General features: G+C 64.3%; 16 protein-coding genes. 3 read left to right on the top strand and 13 right to left on the bottom strand.

Going from position 1 to position 15,678, the window contains the following annotated elements:
• Positions 1–8: 8 nt before the first annotated feature.
• Entirely contained in the window at positions 9–404 is a 396-nt protein-coding gene (locus tag WFP78_RS07760; RefSeq protein WP_336960374.1) for a cupin domain-containing protein, read from the bottom strand.
• 159 nt (positions 405–563) lie between these two features.
• Here WFP78_RS07760 and WFP78_RS07755 point away from each other — a divergent pair, with 159 nt between their 5' ends.
• On the top strand, positions 564–1,574 hold the full coding sequence (locus WFP78_RS07755) for a 2-hydroxyacid dehydrogenase (protein WP_336960372.1): 1,011 nt from the start codon (positions 564–566) through the stop codon (positions 1,572–1,574).
• 116 nt (positions 1,575–1,690) lie between these two features.
• On the opposite strand, the gene WFP78_RS07750 is transcribed toward WFP78_RS07755, so the two are convergent.
• The 4 genes from WFP78_RS07750 to WFP78_RS07735 are packed head-to-tail and all read right to left on the bottom strand — an operon-like array spanning position 1,691 to position 7,562.
• Entirely contained in the window at positions 1,691–1,891 is a 201-nt protein-coding gene (locus WFP78_RS07750) for a hypothetical protein (RefSeq protein WP_336960370.1), read from the bottom strand.
• 45 nt (positions 1,892–1,936) lie between these two features.
• Positions 1,937–4,969 (bottom strand): MobF family relaxase, encoded by a 3,033-nt coding sequence (mobF, locus tag WFP78_RS07745; RefSeq protein ID WP_336960368.1) that lies wholly within the window; start codon positions 4,967–4,969, stop codon positions 1,937–1,939.
• A gap of 3 nt (positions 4,970–4,972) precedes the next feature.
• On the bottom strand, positions 4,973–7,282 hold the full coding sequence (locus tag WFP78_RS07740) for a type IV secretion system DNA-binding domain-containing protein (RefSeq protein ID WP_089221410.1): 2,310 nt from the start codon (positions 7,280–7,282) through the stop codon (positions 4,973–4,975).
• Positions 7,272–7,562, bottom strand: coding sequence for a hypothetical protein (locus WFP78_RS07735; RefSeq protein WP_089221411.1), 291 nt, complete (start codon positions 7,560–7,562; stop codon positions 7,272–7,274). The genes WFP78_RS07740 and WFP78_RS07735 overlap by 11 nt, the downstream gene beginning before the upstream one ends.
• Positions 7,563–8,114: 552 nt before the next feature.
• Here WFP78_RS07735 and WFP78_RS07730 point away from each other — a divergent pair.
• Entirely contained in the window at positions 8,115–8,333 is a 219-nt protein-coding gene (locus WFP78_RS07730) for a hypothetical protein (protein WP_336960362.1), read from the top strand.
• Between the two features lie 121 nt (positions 8,334–8,454).
• On the opposite strand, the gene WFP78_RS07725 is transcribed toward WFP78_RS07730, so the two are convergent.
• Both WFP78_RS07725 and WFP78_RS07720 read right to left on the bottom strand, forming a co-directional pair.
• Positions 8,455–8,679, bottom strand: coding sequence for a hypothetical protein (locus WFP78_RS07725; protein WP_020818470.1), 225 nt, complete (start codon positions 8,677–8,679; stop codon positions 8,455–8,457).
• A gap of 366 nt (positions 8,680–9,045) precedes the next feature.
• Positions 9,046–9,537, bottom strand: coding sequence for a hypothetical protein (locus WFP78_RS07720; RefSeq protein WP_020818469.1), 492 nt, complete (start codon positions 9,535–9,537; stop codon positions 9,046–9,048).
• A 595-nt stretch (positions 9,538–10,132) separates the two neighbouring features.
• Here WFP78_RS07720 and WFP78_RS07715 point away from each other — a divergent pair.
• On the top strand, positions 10,133–10,396 hold the full coding sequence (locus tag WFP78_RS07715; protein ID WP_015460598.1) for a hypothetical protein: 264 nt from the start codon (positions 10,133–10,135) through the stop codon (positions 10,394–10,396).
• Between the two features lie 2 nt (positions 10,397–10,398).
• Here WFP78_RS07715 and WFP78_RS07710 read toward each other — a convergent pair whose 3' ends face one another.
• The 6 genes from WFP78_RS07710 to WFP78_RS07685 form a co-directional block, all read right to left on the bottom strand.
• Positions 10,399–10,965 (bottom strand): hypothetical protein, encoded by a 567-nt coding sequence (locus WFP78_RS07710; RefSeq protein ID WP_020818468.1) that lies wholly within the window; start codon positions 10,963–10,965, stop codon positions 10,399–10,401.
• A gap of 181 nt (positions 10,966–11,146) precedes the next feature.
• Positions 11,147–12,145, bottom strand: a complete 999-nt coding sequence (locus WFP78_RS07705; protein ID WP_336960358.1) for a DUF2493 domain-containing protein — start codon at positions 12,143–12,145, stop codon at positions 11,147–11,149.
• A gap of 669 nt (positions 12,146–12,814) precedes the next feature.
• Positions 12,815–13,417 (bottom strand): hypothetical protein, encoded by a 603-nt coding sequence (locus tag WFP78_RS07700; RefSeq protein WP_020818466.1) that lies wholly within the window; start codon positions 13,415–13,417, stop codon positions 12,815–12,817.
• A gap of 32 nt (positions 13,418–13,449) precedes the next feature.
• Positions 13,450–13,779: a hypothetical protein gene (locus tag WFP78_RS07695; protein ID WP_020818465.1), complete on the bottom strand. Its 330-nt coding sequence runs from the start codon at positions 13,777–13,779 to the stop codon at positions 13,450–13,452.
• 53 nt (positions 13,780–13,832) lie between these two features.
• Positions 13,833–14,162 (bottom strand): single-stranded DNA-binding protein, encoded by a 330-nt coding sequence (locus WFP78_RS07690; RefSeq protein ID WP_007015553.1) that lies wholly within the window; start codon positions 14,160–14,162, stop codon positions 13,833–13,835.
• Between the two features lie 873 nt (positions 14,163–15,035).
• Positions 15,036–15,350, bottom strand: coding sequence for a type II toxin-antitoxin system prevent-host-death family antitoxin (locus WFP78_RS07685; protein WP_336960348.1), 315 nt, complete (start codon positions 15,348–15,350; stop codon positions 15,036–15,038).
• Positions 15,351–15,678 lie beyond the last annotated feature (328 nt).

The raw sequence follows: 15,678 nt of genomic DNA, 5'->3' as shown, positions 1-15,678 counted from the left end.
GAACCCGTCTATTCCGTCGTCCGACCGTCGAAATGCTTGTGCGAGGCTTCGGCATCGGCCTTCGTGCGATGGATCGTACCGTCAATGTGCTCCGGCGGCCCATAGATCGTGTAAAGCTGCAGCAACTTGTCGCCGGTGTTGACGATGTTGTGCTCAGCCCCGGCAGGAACGACAATGCCGTCATCACCCTTGATGGCCGTGCGAACGCCATCGATGAGAACCTCGCCGCTTCCCTTCTCGACCCGAAAGAACTGGTCACGATCATCATGAATTTCGAGCCCGATTTCCTCACCGGGCTTCAACGCCATGAGCACGAGTTGCAGGTTTCGGCCCGTGTAGAGAACACGGCGAAAGTCCTCATTATCCTCGGTCAGATTTTCGATGTCGCCGATAAATCCCTGCATTGTGATGTCCTTCCTGATCTGCCCGCGAGATTCGCCTCAGAGAGTGATCCTGCTGACGGATTATGACAAAGTGTGGTGACGCTTGCCCCGGATCGACATGGCTGTCTGTTCGGGATCATACTTATGGACACGCACACTGCGGCCAGGAGAAACAGGTAGATGGACGTCGCCGTTTTTAGCACGCGCAGCTATGATCGGGAATTTCTCGATCTGGCCAACGCGGCGGCTGGAAATTCGCACGCCTTGCGTTATTTCGACGCCGGCCTCTCGGAGCAGACGATGGCGCTGGCGGCGGGATCGGATGCGATCTGCGCCTTCGTCAACGACCACCTCGATCGAAACGTGCTCGCCGCGCTTCACGGCCAAGGGACGAAACTGATTGCCTTGCGATGCGCCGGTTTCAATCATGTCGATCTCGAAGCGGCGGAGGCGCTGAAGATCGCCGTCGCGCGCGTACCAGCCTATTCCCCCGCAGCAATTGCCGAACACACCGTCGCGCTCATCCTGTCGCTCAACCGCAAGCTGCACCGGGCCTATGTCCGGGTCCGGGAAGGGAACTTCGCGCTGGACGGCCTGCTTGGGTTCAACCTCGGCAACCGAACAGTCGGGATTGTGGGGACCGGCCGCATTGGAACGCTCGTGGCCCATATCCTTCAAGGATTCGGATGCACGCTATTGGCCTTCGACCCAGTCCCGGATGAGACCCTCGAGCAGCGGGGCGTGACCTACGTGCCGTTCCCCGAGCTGATGGAACGATCCGACATCGTAACCATCCATTGCCCGCTCACGCCGCAAACGCATCATCTGATCAATGCGAACTCGCTCAAGCTGATCCGCGAGGGTGCGATGCTGATCAATACGAGCCGGGGAGCCGTCGTGGATACCCGCGCCGTCATCGCTGGATTGAAGTCGGGAAGGATTGGGGCGTTGGGCCTCGATGTCTATGAAGAAGAAGGTGATCTCTTCTTCCGAAACCTGTCGGAAACCATGCTGCAGGATGATGTTTTCGCGCGCCTCCTGACATTCCCGAATGTCCTCATTACAGGCCATCAGGGCTTTTTCACCCGCGAGGCGCTCACAGCCATCGCGGAGACCACGATCCACAACATCTCGAGCTTCGAAGAGAGCGGTCAGGCAGCACATCAGATCGGAACGGAACTCCTGGCCTGAGGATCGATAGTCGTAGGATACAGCGCGACCCCCTCCCCGAGCCTTAAGGGCGAACATGGTGCAGCGACTGACATAGTCTCTCCATGCCGGCCACAGGAGAGCGAGGGCACTCCCCCTCAACTCCAGCCATCCCGCCTGCCCTCATGACTATCGCGCAAGCCTCGGCGATCGAGAGCGGAGCGGCGAATGCTAAGCTCGACCTCATCGCCCTTGCGCGCGATATGGACATCGCGAGGGTCGATATTGTTGCGCCGGGCATATTCGTCGGCCGCCTTCTCACTGCCGAACTTACCGGCTTCTTCGAATTCCCATCCCATGGCATTTCTCCTTCATTGCGGCCGGCCCTCGCCGGCGGCTTCAAGCTACAAATCGAGACCCAGGCTTCGCTCCGGCAGCGGCGGCAGCACGTCGCCGCGATCAGGCTTCAGATCGGGTGGACGCTGCGGATCCTTCGCCGCCGGCGCTGCCCCATCGGGCAACGGGGGCAGGTCGGTGGGCAGGGGTGGAAGGTCCGCGAGATCGACGCCCTCGATCGGCCCTGGATCGAACTTGTCACGGGGGGGCGGCCCCTTCTTCCCATCGATGTCGAGGCGACCAAGCGTCTCCATCGCAGAGGTCTTGTTGCCTGGGTTCATATCGAGCTGCCGGGTGAGCTTTTCCTTGTCGTCCACGACCATCGTGAGCTCGTCACGCACGCGGGTGACGCCGACATTGAAGAGACGCTGGTTCGAGAGGTTGCGCTCGTGCGACGACATGACGGTGATCGCCTTGTCGGTCGTTATCCCCTGCGCCATGTGCATATTGAGGCTGTAGGCAAGGTCGAACCGAGAGAGCATGGAGTCACCGAGGCCGAGCGTGAGGCGCTCCTTGTCCGCAGTCTCAACCTTCACGCCATCGGCATCGATAGCGATGACGCGTGCGAGAGCGGCATTGTGCAATCCCCGCTCCTTGTCGTTGGCTGTCCAGCGGATGCGATCCCCTTCCCGCAGGTGCAGAACCTTCTTTTCGGAGAGCTGCAACCGGTCACGCTGTTCGGTGGGCGACAGCTTTTGCGGATCAAAACGGATCTTGCGGCGACCATCCGCAAGCTCGACTCTGCCGTTCGCATGGACCTTGAGGACATCGTAGCGGCCCGCCTTGATACCGACATCCTGTGCCCCGCCCCGGCCGACCTCGAGTGTCTGCCCCGGCCGGTAGGTCGATGCGTACCGCAGTTCCTCGCGCGTGGTGTTGACCCGCTCATAGACGGTGAGATGGAGTCCCTGCCCCTTCACGCTGCCTTCGGCAACCAGACCGTCCTGGATACGCTGGTTGATGACCGTGCGCGCATCGCGACCCGAGGCGAAGACGGCTGTCGCATCGCGCTCCGTCTGCGGTAGGGCGAGCCACATATCGGCCGCCGCCGCAGCGGGCTCGGCATGCTCGATCACCCGGTCACCGAGGACCTTCAGCGCGGCACCGGCCTTTCCGACATTGGCAAGGGCCGCTACCGTCCGCAACTGGTCGGTCCGTTGACGGATATTCTGATCCATCCGCGCCATGGTGCCCCCGCCGGCCTGGATCATGGCGAAGGCCTTGCCCGCATCGATCGAGGAGAGCTGCTGGCGGTCGCCGACCAGGATCAGCTTGTCGATGCCAAGCGCTTCGGAGATCTGATGGAGCTTGAGCATATCGTTGCTCGAGACCATCGATGTCTCGTCCACCAGCAGCATGGTGCCGGCGAGTTTCTCATGCGCCGCCGCATAGCGCGGCGTGTCGCGCTGCGTGATGAATCGCTCGTTCGCGAGCACGAACGAGGCGATCGTCTGCGCCCTGATGCCCGCTCCCTCCGCAAGGTCCGCCACCATCTTGTTCTGGAAAGCGAGACCGGTGATCGAGCGTCCCTCGGCTTCCGCGACCCGGGAAACCGCCTGGAGCATGGTCGACTTACCGGCACCCGCGACGCCTTGGACCGAAATGGTCCGATCGGCCGAGGACAGGATCGTCGTGGCCGCTGCAAGCTGTCCCGGATTGAGCGCTCGCTCGGCCACTTCCTGCAGCCGCGCGGGCGCTGTGTCGGCGGCGATGATCGGGTCGGCAGTCCCCTTCCCTGCCTCGACGGCGCCAAGGATCTTCTCTTCGGTGCGCAGGGCTTCCTGCGTGGTCACCATGCGCCCGGTCCGATCGGCCGCCGTGGCGACGCCGGGAATAAGCTGGCGGGTCTGCACCAGCCGTTCGATCCGCCGTTCGATGCTCTCGACCGTGACGCCCTTGAGCCCGAGATCGAGCGCGGTCTTGCTGAGCTTGTGAACCGGCCAGGCCGCCTCGCGCTCCGAGAGGATACGAACGGCGGATGCGACCGCGAGCTGGGTGCGAGCCTCGGCCGGTGATCGGACGGCACGGGCGAGCACATTGTCGACCAGCGGATCGTGCGGACGGAGGAATGCGCCGAGGCGATTGCGGGCGCCGTCGATCGCTTCGACGATGGCGCGATAGCCGCGTTCCAGCGCCCCTTCGGGCGGCGCCATTCCGGCGCGCGCCTCGGCCGCCGCGCGCAGATCCTTGCCATCGAAACCCAGGGTGGCGGCCCGGTCGATCCAATCCTGTCTGAGGGCCGCGCGATCCTCGACATCGAGCTTGGGATCGCGCGAGCGCTTGGTGATTTCACGCAGGCCCTCGGGCGACTTGATGCCGAGCCGCGTCGCCCGCTCGAGGATCGCCTCACGCCGCTGGCTATATTCGGCGATCACCGCCTTGGGCACGCCGGCGATCTCGAACGTGCCGTGCTTGCCCTTCATGTCGAGCTGGTAGCCGATCCGCTCGAGCTCGGAACGGAGGTAAGCGTGGTAGATCGAACCGATGATGCTGTTGTGGCTCCAGATCTTGTCGGCATGCAGCGCCTGCCATTTGCCGTCGGGCATGCGGGTGAGGTTGGCGATAACGGCGTGGATATGCGCCTGCGGGTCGAGCGCCCGGCTGGTATCGTGCTGGAAGAGTGCATAGACGAGATTGCCGGTCTGGACCGGAACCTTGCGGCCCTCGACATCGCGCCGCCCCTCGGCGAGGTTCTTCTCGACCCAGGCCATGGTCGCCTTGACCGCGGCCATGTTGGCGCCGAGCACGCGCTTGTCGCCGGCGACATAGGCCATGACCGACGCGGACTTCGGCATCGAGAAAGTAAGGTCGACGCCGGCGCGCCGATTTTCGACCTGCGCGACCGCCTCGCCGCTCGGCAGGATGCCGTTGAGCACGCCCTCGAAGGCCTCCTTGGAGACCTCGCCGGACAGCCCGATCGCATCGGCGCCCTCCCCCGCCCAGGCGGTGGCCTCGGACGATCCCTCGACGGTATAATAGTCGTCCTTTGCGAAGTAGTTCGCGGCGCCGGATGCGGAGCGGACGGCGGCGACCGACAGCATGGATCAGATCCCCATGTCGACGCCGTCGTCGCCGCGGCCTGGGTGGAAGGCCTGGCGCAGCTCGACCGGTGTCAGATCCTCGACCTGGGGCGCTCGCGGCGTATCGGTCCGCCGCTCGCTTCCCCGGTCCCTCTCGCGCGTCGCGACCGGCTGCTCCTCGCCATTGGCGCGGCCCGCCTGGGCCCTGTCCGCGGCGTGTAGCGTGGGCGCGGTCTGCTCATCGCGATCGTCGGCACGCTGGGCGGCCCGGCTCGCAGCATCGTCCACTTCCTCGACCTCGGCAGACAGGATGCGCGCGGCCAGATCCTTCGCGAGATTGGTGCTTTCGGACACTTCCTCGATCACCTGCCCGGCGCCGTCCCGTCCGCCCGCTTCCCCTGCCCCGTCCTCCTCGAACGCTTCCTCTCCGCGCTTCGACCGAACCGGCCCGATATCGGGCCGTTGGACGAAGCCCTGGGAGACCTGGGGATAGTCCTTCCACTCGAGCAAGATCCGCGCGGCGGGAAAGCCGTCGGGGAATTTCACGAAGCCGTGCATCGAGGGCAGGTTGGTGATGTCGTCGGCAATGACGAGCGGCTCGACCTGCTTGCGCGGGGTCAGCGTCGAGGCGTCGCGCGTGTTGTTGTAGCCGTAGCTATAGGCCTCATCCATCTGGCGGACCTCGCGGTTGCCAATATAGCGTGCGCATTGCTCGGCCGTGTCGAGATCGGCGGTCGCGAGAATGAGTTTCGAGCGGGCGAGCGAGGCAAGATTTCTCGCGCCCTGCTCGCCATAGACCTCGACGAGTTTCTCGAAGCTGTGGATGCCGAGGATCATTGCACCACCGAACGCGCGCGCGGTCTGAAGACCGTTTTCGATCGCCGGCAATTTGTGAAGCGCGCCGAGCTCGTCGAACATGAACCAGGTCCGCAAGCTACGTGTGCGCGGCAGCGTCATCAGGCGGTTGATGGCGAGGTCCATCCAGAGCGTCAGCAGCGCCCGGTTCATCGGCAGATCGACATAGCTCGACGTCACGAAGAGGATCGATCCCGGCTTCTTCTCCCCGCAGATCCAGTCGCGGATCGAGAAGGGCTCGCCGTCGTCAGGGAGGAAGCGCAAGGCCTGGGCGTTGGTGTTGAAGACCGCGCGGATCGATTCCGCCATGCGCGCAGCTTCCGGCGCGGTCAGCGGGTCTGCGATGGTATTGGCGAGGAAGCGGTGAACGCGCTTCAGGTCGGCGGTCATCAGGTTCTCGGACAGCGCGAGATTCGTAGTCTGTCCGCGCTCCATCAAGCGGATGCACATCTCGATGAAGAGGGTGCGCGCGGCGAGCGCCCAGAAGGGCTCGGACGAACCACCATCCGACGGTATCAGGGCAGCAGCAGCAGCGGTGAACTCGCTGTGCGTGCGGCAGTCGTTGAAGATCGACCAGGCCGGGCAGCGCGCGTCCATGGGATTGAGGATCGTGTCGCGCGCGGGGTCATAGAAGGCTTCGACATAGGCGCCGGTGAGGTCGAAGATGACGGCGGTGTCCTGGCGCTCGCGCATCTGCGTCACAAGGCTCCTGAGCTCGGTGGTCTTGCCCGAGCCGGTGGTGCCGATGAGCATGACGTGGGACTGCTCGGTCCGGTGTGGAAACGGAACACCTGCGAGCGTGTAAGGATGATGGATTCCCGCCCCCTTCCGCTTGCCGAAAGAAAGGCGGAGGACCTGGGCAGGGGACATGCCGGGGAAGAGATCGCGCGCCTCCTCCTCGAACTTCTCGAGATTGTGCTGGCTGATCTCGGCCTGAAGGATGTCGCGGGCCACGAGCATCGCCCCGCGTTCGTGCCGTTCCTGAAGGATCGAACGCCCCCGCCGATGCGACAGATCGACGAACCAGATGGCCACCGGAATGGTCACGAAGATCGAGATCAGAAAGGCTCCCAGGAGACCGCGCATCGCGGTGCTCCAAGCCTTGATGACTTCGGGGATATAAGGGACCGCCTGCATCACCGTTCGCATGATGTCGCCGCTCGGCAACGTGACGTTGACGCGTTTGTTTGGATCGAGGTCGATCCAGTTCCAGAGCGTCGCGTAGACCTTCATGCAGACGAGCTGGAAACCGTGCTCGTCGAGCTTGATCGACATGATGATGAACCAGGCGCCGAGGAAGGCGAAGAACCAGAGGATGAAAGGCAGTTTCGCACCCGAGAACCACATGAGCATCTCATGGGTGATGAGCTGGCTGCCGCGGGTGAAATTGCCTGAGTTGCGCTGCACTTTGCCACGCGCGCTGTGATGGGTCAGCGGGATGGCTCTGCCATCGGTGCGGATGTCGTCCTTACGCGCCATGGTAGAGCTCCAGGCGCTTGTCGGTTTCCGCGATGATACGGTCGCGATATTCGGGAAATTGTTCGCGGATGATGATGTCGAGCGCGAGGTGCTGGAACTCGCCGATCCGTGCGATACGGCGCTGACTGGAGGTCAGCAGCTGGCCGGATGACAGGAAGTTGTCGACGGCCGCGCGGAGCAGGTCGGTCAGCGTGCAACCACGTTCGGCAGCGAGCTCGACGAGGCGATCATATTTGCTCCGGTCGAGGCGGACCGTGCAATGCTTGTTGGGGGTCGTCAAACCAGGCCTCCTAGCAGGGAGGCTGGTGGGGTCTCAGAAACCGATCCACCTTATAGCGCAGCCGCGCCAGGAGGGCAAGGAAGTCGCGAGCGACGGGCGCGCTGTGTTCTGACGTAACACGCTGAAATGGCGGATTTTAGCGGTGCTTTCCGCCTCCCGGATGCTGTCCCACAGCAGCACACAGCCCATGGCGCCGCTAACCTATTGGGATCGCTGTCAAAGTCCATGCACCCTGGTGCGTTCGGTGTGCTGCTCTGTACCAGGGCAGATCTCCACCCTCGGGTCGTCATGTGACACAGATGGTCTGGGATGAAAAATGCCTTCGGCGGGGCGCCTCGCCGTCCTTTGGACGGAACGGCGTGCAAGGCGTGATTACGCGAAGCGAGACTGCCAGTCTGCGCGTCTTAGCGTTGTGAACGACGCTGATGGGATTTGTTTGCACGAGGAAAAGTGCACCGAAAAACATCGGCGACGTTCCGCTTTCGAGGCCGGTCGCGAGAGGCTATAGTGTCGCGGTTCATAGCCCGATCAGCGTGAACCAAGAGGCCCTTCATGGCACGCACATTGGAACAGGAAAGAGCCGCGATCGAAAAGGATGTCCGCAAGCTCGAAGAGCGGCGGCAAAGACTGGAAGAGAAGGAACGCGAGGCAGCCATTCAGGCCATCGAGAAGACCGGTCTTTTCAAACTCGAGACAAAGCGGCTGGGGAACCTTCTCGGCCGGATTCGGAGCCTCGGGATAGACGAAGTGGAAAAGCGCCTGACGGCGTGAACAGCCCCCGCCGCGAGCATGCTCGCGGCACGGACATGGAGGGCTCGATGCCCTCCATGTCCGTTCTGACCCCACAGCAAAAAAAAAGGGAGAGGCGCAGACGCGCCCCTCCCCATCTGTCTCAGAATTCGTCAAGCCGTCCGCCCGGCACGCTGTGGACGATCCGGTCTATGATCGTCATCGGCAGCGCGCCGTAATCGCCCTCGTCGATGGTGATGTAGCCGGCCTCCTCGTCCGCCACGACATGCTGGTCGAAGTAGCTGTGAAGCGCGCGGCGTTCGGCATTCGCGATGGCGGCGAAGAAGGCGGCGTTGTCGGCGGCGGCGCTGGTCGAGATGATCTGCATGATAGGCTCCTGTCGGTCTTGAATGACAGGAGCGGCGCGTCGGGCGGCCGAGGCCGGGTCAAGGATCGCGAAGCGACCGCGTGAGCGGCGGTGGGGGTCACGATTTTCTTCGGCGGCCGCCAACGCCGAAGGAGAAGCGCCGCGCTCGATCCGCCGAAGAAAATGGTGGGGCCCCACCGTCCTTGAGGCGGTCTCGGCCGTCCGACATAATGGGAAGTCTGTGAGAGATGTTTCCCCTCGTCGGGACGCTGCGGCAAGGCGTAGCGGCGTGCGGACCGACGGGTCCGCGCGGCACGCGAGCGAGCCGGAACGAGTTCGGCGATGGATGAGAAGAAGGGGCCGAGCGGATACCCGGCCCCGATGTCGTCAGGGATGCCGGCCGCAATGGCAAAAATGCTCATCGATGCCGCTGATCGAGCATAGGCCTGGACCGAAGCCGGCCGCCATGACCTCGGTATCGGCGATATAGCCAAGCTCGCTGGCGATCGTGATTGCCTGGGGCCGGAGCACCGGATCGAGCTTGTCGATGGCAGGCCCGAGCGCTTCTGTGAACCAGCGTTCGTACATTTGGTAGCTTCCTCCGGCGGTCTGGCGCATCATGGCTTTCGAAACGCGGCCCGCCTCGTCCCGAAACTGGGCCAGACTATCTGATTGGGCGGCTGCCGACAGCGGGTCATCTTGCGGAATGTGCGGCTGTGGTGGGCGGTGTTCGGCCGCGACCTGGTATGCCCTGCAGCAGTTCGAACAGCGGGCGCATTCATCGACCTCGTCATATTGCTCAGGATCGTAGAGCGTCGCGCAGTACGGGCAGATCGGAGCGTTGAACAGCGCCCGGAGATCGTCGGAAAGGTTGTCCATAAGAGCCTCCATCAGAATGATGCCGTGCTCCCCATCTCTCATCGATGAGGATGGGCTCAGCGGGACGCGGTGTTGAGGCGGTCAGGGACGGCATGGCCGCCGCGAAGCGGGCAGCGGGGGAACCGATTTTGTTGCCGGGTAGCGCAGCGGAGCGGCGGCAAAATCGGGGGGACCGCTGATCCTTGACGGCCGAGGAACACCCAGCGTCATGCTATGGCGATGAAGCCCCGTCTGATGCCGAGATGTGCGAACGCGTGCTTGCCTCCTGCCCGGCAAGTCGAGCGGGTAACCCGGCAGTAAATCCCCGGCGCTACTCCGGCGAACGGGGTGCCGCTTGGTTGGTCCTCGTCGCTGTGCTAGGCGCTTCGGCGTGCTGCAAAAACGGCAGCGCCGGGGCTTAAGAACCCTGTCGAGAACGGCACACGGTGTGATTTCACGCCGGGGTGCCTGCGCATATGTCCAGGAGCCTCGGCTCTAAAAGCGTAGGCGCATGTCTCGACGTGTTCTTAAGCCCCGGCTCCCGCGCCTTCGCGCGGGAGCGTTGGGCGGGAATGGCTCTCTCGTTTCCGCCTCGGCGGAGGCGAGGGGAAGTCGGATGATCAAGCCGGAAGATTTGGAGGCATCGGATCGACATTTCGTGGAGCAGGTCATGCTATCGATCCGAATGCTGCGCGGCGAAATTGGGCAAGGCGATGGTGGCGATGCGAGGATGCAGCGCGCTTATGCGCTGGTCTTGATGCGCGAGGCTCTGGGCGTGCTCGATTCGATCCGGGACACCAATTGCACCCCGCATTTGCAGATGGCGATCGACCGATTGCTGGGCGGCCCTCGCAATGATCTGTCGCGGGAAATTCATTGAAATCAGGCCCAGGCGAGGCGGGCGTCGTCCGTTCCATCGGCGCTATCCGCCAGACGCTTCAGCCGGGGCAGATACTGTTCGACGCCAAAGCGCATCGCGCGCCGTGACGTAGCCGGGTCGGCAATGCGCTCCCTGAGCTGCGAAAGGGCGATCTCTCCTACGCTCTCGGCGTCCACGCCCAAGGCTTCGAGAAGCGCATAGGCGTTGCCATAGGCAAGATCGAGTTCAAGCCCGCTATCGGATGTAAGCGCGACCCTCATGGTTATTTCGGCCGAGTTGGCGCAGTGGTGAACGCAGACCCGGCGGGCACGAAACTGCGCTTCCTCGACCACGCTGATCACCGCCGGATCATGGTCGAAGATGGCCGTCACCGTGGCCAGCGCGAGCGGGCAGACCCGGACCTCGAAACTGTCGCCGATGATGTCGTCGGGTTCGATGAGCGCGGTGCCGATTCGGTCGCCTTCGGCGCGAAGGATGCGGCGCAGCGCGGCGAGTTGGCGGGCAGTGATGACGGCAACCGGCGCGAGGGTGTCGTCGGCAGGAACGGCGATGCGAAAGAGGATGGACATGACTTTGTCTCCTTGGGCAAACCGCCACCCTTTCATCCCCCTTTTCTCTGGACGCGGCTTGATGCCGCATGGCGTTCGCCCCGGCGGAGCGCGGGGGTTCGATGCCCCCGCGCTCCGCATGTCGCGCGCAAAAGGAAGAGAGAGGCCCCGGCGGATGCCGGAGCCTCTCTCGGGCGCGGGCTCAGGCCCAGCGCTGCTGACGCTGCGGTGCCGGGCGCGGGGCCTGCTGGTCCAGCTTCACGACATGGAGCGGAACGCCGGCCTGCCGCAGCTTCTGCGCGAGGTTCATCTGGATGCCCGACCCCTCGCAGATGACCGCTTCGACCGGCTTGAGCGCCAGCAGGCGATCGTTGCGGACGAAGGCGGCCTTGGCGCCGAGACGGCGATCCAGCCGGAACAGGATGACCTTCACGCCGCGCGCTGCCGCCCAGGCCTGGGCGATCGCGTCGCAGCCTTTGGTCTGCGCGGTGGTCGCGAGGATCATTTCCGGCACGCGGGCCTTGATGGAGTCGAGACCGCGCCAGAGCATCTCGTGATCGTCCCAGACCTGACCGCCGGAGAAGGCGACGACGGGACCTTCGGGCGCGAACTGTTCGCGGCGCTCGCGGGCGCGCTCGGCGAGATAGTTGCGGGCATCGATCATCGAGGCGGTGACCCCGCTCGACACCCGGCTGCCGCGGGTCGGCGAGTAGGGACGGCCAGTCTCGACGCGATAGACTTCGGCGGCATGGTCGCGCATGCATTCCATCGCATCGCGGCACCCCTGCAGTGTCTGGCACAGCAGCTGCGCCTCCTCGAGCTGCGAGGCGTAGATTTCGCTCGGATCGAAGCTGCGTGCGAGATCTCCGAGCTCCTTGGCTGCGTCGTCCTCGCGGTCGTTGATGCGCTTGGCGACGACATGGAAGCTGTTGACGAAGCCCCAGGCGAGATCGCTCGCGAAAGGCTCGAGCCGCGTGTCGCGAAACACGTCGAACAGCGTCGCCATCACCATTTCCACCGCTGCGCGGGCTTGCTCGGGATCAGGCATCTCGCGTTGCTCGGTCTCGTCGACGGGCGACAGCTTGGCGCGTTCGTCGTGCTCGATGAAAGCACCCTCGTAGATCGAACTCTGGCCGTGATGGCCGGTTTCGCCGGCGATGAAGCTGGCGAGGTCGGCGAAGTTCGTGAAAGACTTGGTCATGTGAGCCTCCATGGCGTTTTTGCTGTCTCATCCCCTCGGATGAGACCTGACTCAGAGCATGCGGTGGTCAGGGAGGTCAGGCACGTTAACCGGGAAGCCGGCCACAGGCCGGACCCCGGTTAACGCCGCGCCAGCGGGGAGTGGGGGAACCGATTTTGTCGGGGTTGCCGGGACGCGTCAGCGGCGCGGCGGCGCCGTCAAAATTGGGGGGACCGCTCATGCTCGACGGACCGCCAACCCCGCATGCCACACTAGGCAGACACAAGAGAGGAATAGGGGTGTAAAACCTCACGGGCGTGACCAACCGCAAGCGGGATCGTGACTCGGACGGGCGGAGACGAGGCTCAGGCCTCGGCTCCGTGAGGTTAGCCGGGGACCGCGCGCATGCGCGGGCGGCGGCTTAGCGAATAGAGCCCCGGTCCCGTCCTTCTGCCCTGGCGAAGGACGGGATGCGCCAACCATCCATGCAACCGCCCCATCCCCATGTTGCGCCATGCCGCAATCGGGAGCGCAGCGCCCCGAGATCAGGCATATGGGCAATATCCTGCGAGCCAATGCGCTCATGCCGGCAGGAACTTCGGCATCGCGGCTTCCGCCGTGCGAGGGGTGGTCACGCCGGCGCCCGGGACATGGCTGGCACCCGTCCCGGACATTCGACGTCGGCAGCGATCAGACGGGGCCGATCCAGTCCGCGGCCTCACGCCACCCAAGGATGTCGCTGCCACTGTCGGAGACGGCGTCGTTCGAAATGTCGCGCCACGGCGAGCGCGGCCGATAGGTCGGCATGTATCGAGCGGTCATCAGCTCAAAGGTGGCGCAGCTATAGCCGCTGAGGCGAATGGCAAGCACCGGCTGATTCTCCGAAGGAAGATCGAAGAAGACCGAGGTGAAGCCGGACGGAAGCGGCCGGATCGTCGCATCGATCATCGTGCGCGCCAACCGAAGCTCGAGTTCGCCGGCATCGCTGCCCCAGGGATGCGCGTCGATGTCATACAGATCGACGCTCCCGGCGGCGCGCACACAGGAGAATTCGCCCGACCAGCAACGGCTGTCCGGGTGCAGGGCCGTGACCTCGGCGGGAAGACCGGCATCGCCGGTCTCCGAGCGAAGCCAGTCGGCGAGGGCCGGCGTGAGCCGGCCCGAGAGCTTGCGCGCGCGAACCGGCGCCGCGTCGAGTTCGGGAAACTCGACGAGCCACCAGGCGAGGCGGTGATGGAGAAGGACGCCGTAGCAATGCTGTACGGCGGGTCTGGGGGCGGGCTGTGTGGCCATGAGCGGAATCCTTGCTTGAGCGGAAGGACGGGTCAGTGAACTGACCCGTCATGCGCGAAGATGGCATCGGGGCTGATCAGCTGGTGCTCGCCGGCGACCAGCGACCAGGCCGCGGCGAGGTCGTCGTAATATTCGCTGTCGACGATCGCATCGGCACTCGCTTCGCCGAACTGGGCTTGTTCGAACGCGCGGACGTGGGCCGCGTCGGCGGCTTCGGCAATCGCCTGGGCGAGGCGTGCGGCGATCTCGTAGCGGTTGAGGCGGTCTGCCGCACGCCGGATGCGGTCGACCATGGCGGGGTTCGTGGTCTCGATGCCGTGGGCAATGCCGGCGATCTCATCGAAGGTGGCGAGATGGAACATTGTGCTCTCCGTGGAAATGAGGAGGGCGGCCGCTGACGGCCGCCCGTCAGGGATCAGAGGAACTCGATTTCCTCGGCGACGATGTCGGTGTTGTAGTAGGTGCGCCCATCGCGCTCGTTGCGGCTGTAGCGGATCTCGCCGACGACCATCAGCTTGTCGCCTTTCTTCTTGTGGTTGGCGACCGACTTGCCGAGGCCGTTGAAGGCCTTCACCGTGTGAAACTCGTCGTAGGTCTCGGTGTAGCCGTTGTCGTCCTTCTGGACCTGGCCGTCCTTGATCACCGGCTTGGACGTGACGAGGCTGAAGCTGACGCCGCCCTTGCTGTCGGTGCCGAAGCGGCTGATGTCGGAGGTGATGCGGCCTGAGAGAAAAACCTTGTTCATGGTCGTGTACCTTTCGCGTGTCCGCCAGCGGGCCGACCCCGCTGGGATGAACAGTCGCGAAAGCCCGTGAACGAGGGGGCGCCGCACCGGAGCGCCAGCGACGGGGAACCTGCGATTTTTCGGGTGGTGCGGGCAGAGGCCGCCAGGCCTCAACACGGCCGCAAAATCGGGGGTTGCGGCGGTCCCGCACGGGCGTAGCGTTCATCCCGACAAGCGGGTGGCCGGATGGCGGACAGGAGACGGGGACGCACCGACTGTGGAAGGCTCGATCCAGGCCGCTTGCCCTCAACCAGCGCGGCCGATGGCCGGGCGATGGACGGCCTGCGTTGCCCGGTCGCGGACTCCGATCGAGGCGGCCGCCAGTGGGCGCGGTGCGCGCCGATCGCTTCGACGATCCCGCGGGCGGCCTGCAGCCGGAGGCCGGGCCACATCCCAGAGACGACGAGATTGGCCGGCGGGTCCGTCCCGGGCGAGCGCGCCGGATCGCGCGCTTCGGCAGGAAGGGCGCTGGTGATCGCAGTCGTCACGGCGGCAGATGATCACCGGTGCTGCGGTGGGGACTGTCGCGGCCGCCGGATGGGAACCGGGAAGGTTCGGCTGTAACGGGGCGGATATCGAAGCCGAGCCAGGTGAAATGATTATACTGGCCGATGACCACTGACGTGCCGCGCGCGAGCCCGGCGGGATCGGCAACGGCGTCGGGAATGGCCAGCTCCTTGGCCCGCCTTGTCGCTCCTCGTGGCAATCGCGGCCGTGAAAGCGCGCTGACCCTGCACAGCAATCACAACGACTGGACGTGTCTTGATGCCCTCGTCCCGACCGGCCTACTGGTCACGGGTGAAGAGATAGACATAGTGGAGGATGTCGCCGACCTTAAGGAGCGGCGTCATCGTTCCAAACGTCCTGTCCGATTTCTTCGGCGGAGGGCTTCGCGGCCTCGAAAAGATCCCGATGCGCGTCGGGCATTTGATCGGCATCGGCGGCGTTGAGATCGAGCACCGCAAGAATCTGTCCAGCGGCGAGCCGTTCGAAATAGGCGGCCTCGACAATAGTGATGTCCGGACGCCCATGTTTTGTGACGGTGATCGGTTCTCGCCGGCTGATATCCGGATATTGACCGGTATGATTGTGGAAGGCCGTCCGCGGAACTTTCTTCTTCGTTGTCGACCGCAAGGTTTCCGCATTCATGGCACGGTCCTGGCGGAATAGTTGGCATATACCAAATATGGCAATTTTAGTAAGTTCGAGAAATACCGCCGCCAAACAAGAACAGGGTCCGCTTCGCGTGAAACGAAGCGGACCCTGCGGGGATCGGGCCCGGCCTGGAGGCGCGGGACCGGGCACGACGGGGGGATTTCAGCTGACGGTTTCGGGTTCCTCCACCTGTTCGGCCGCACGCTGACGACGCTGACGCCGGCCGCCTTCAGGCTGTTCGCCACCAAAGGCGTGCTCTGCCGACGACTGGCCGAGGCCGGCCTCGGCGCCCTGGGCCGGCGCGCCGGCGGTCTCGCCTTCG

This window comes from Sphingobium aquiterrae, assembly GCF_037154135.1.
Lineage (GTDB): Bacteria > Pseudomonadota > Alphaproteobacteria > Sphingomonadales > Sphingomonadaceae > Sphingobium > Sphingobium aquiterrae.
This window is presented reverse-complemented; position numbering and strand designations above follow the sequence as displayed.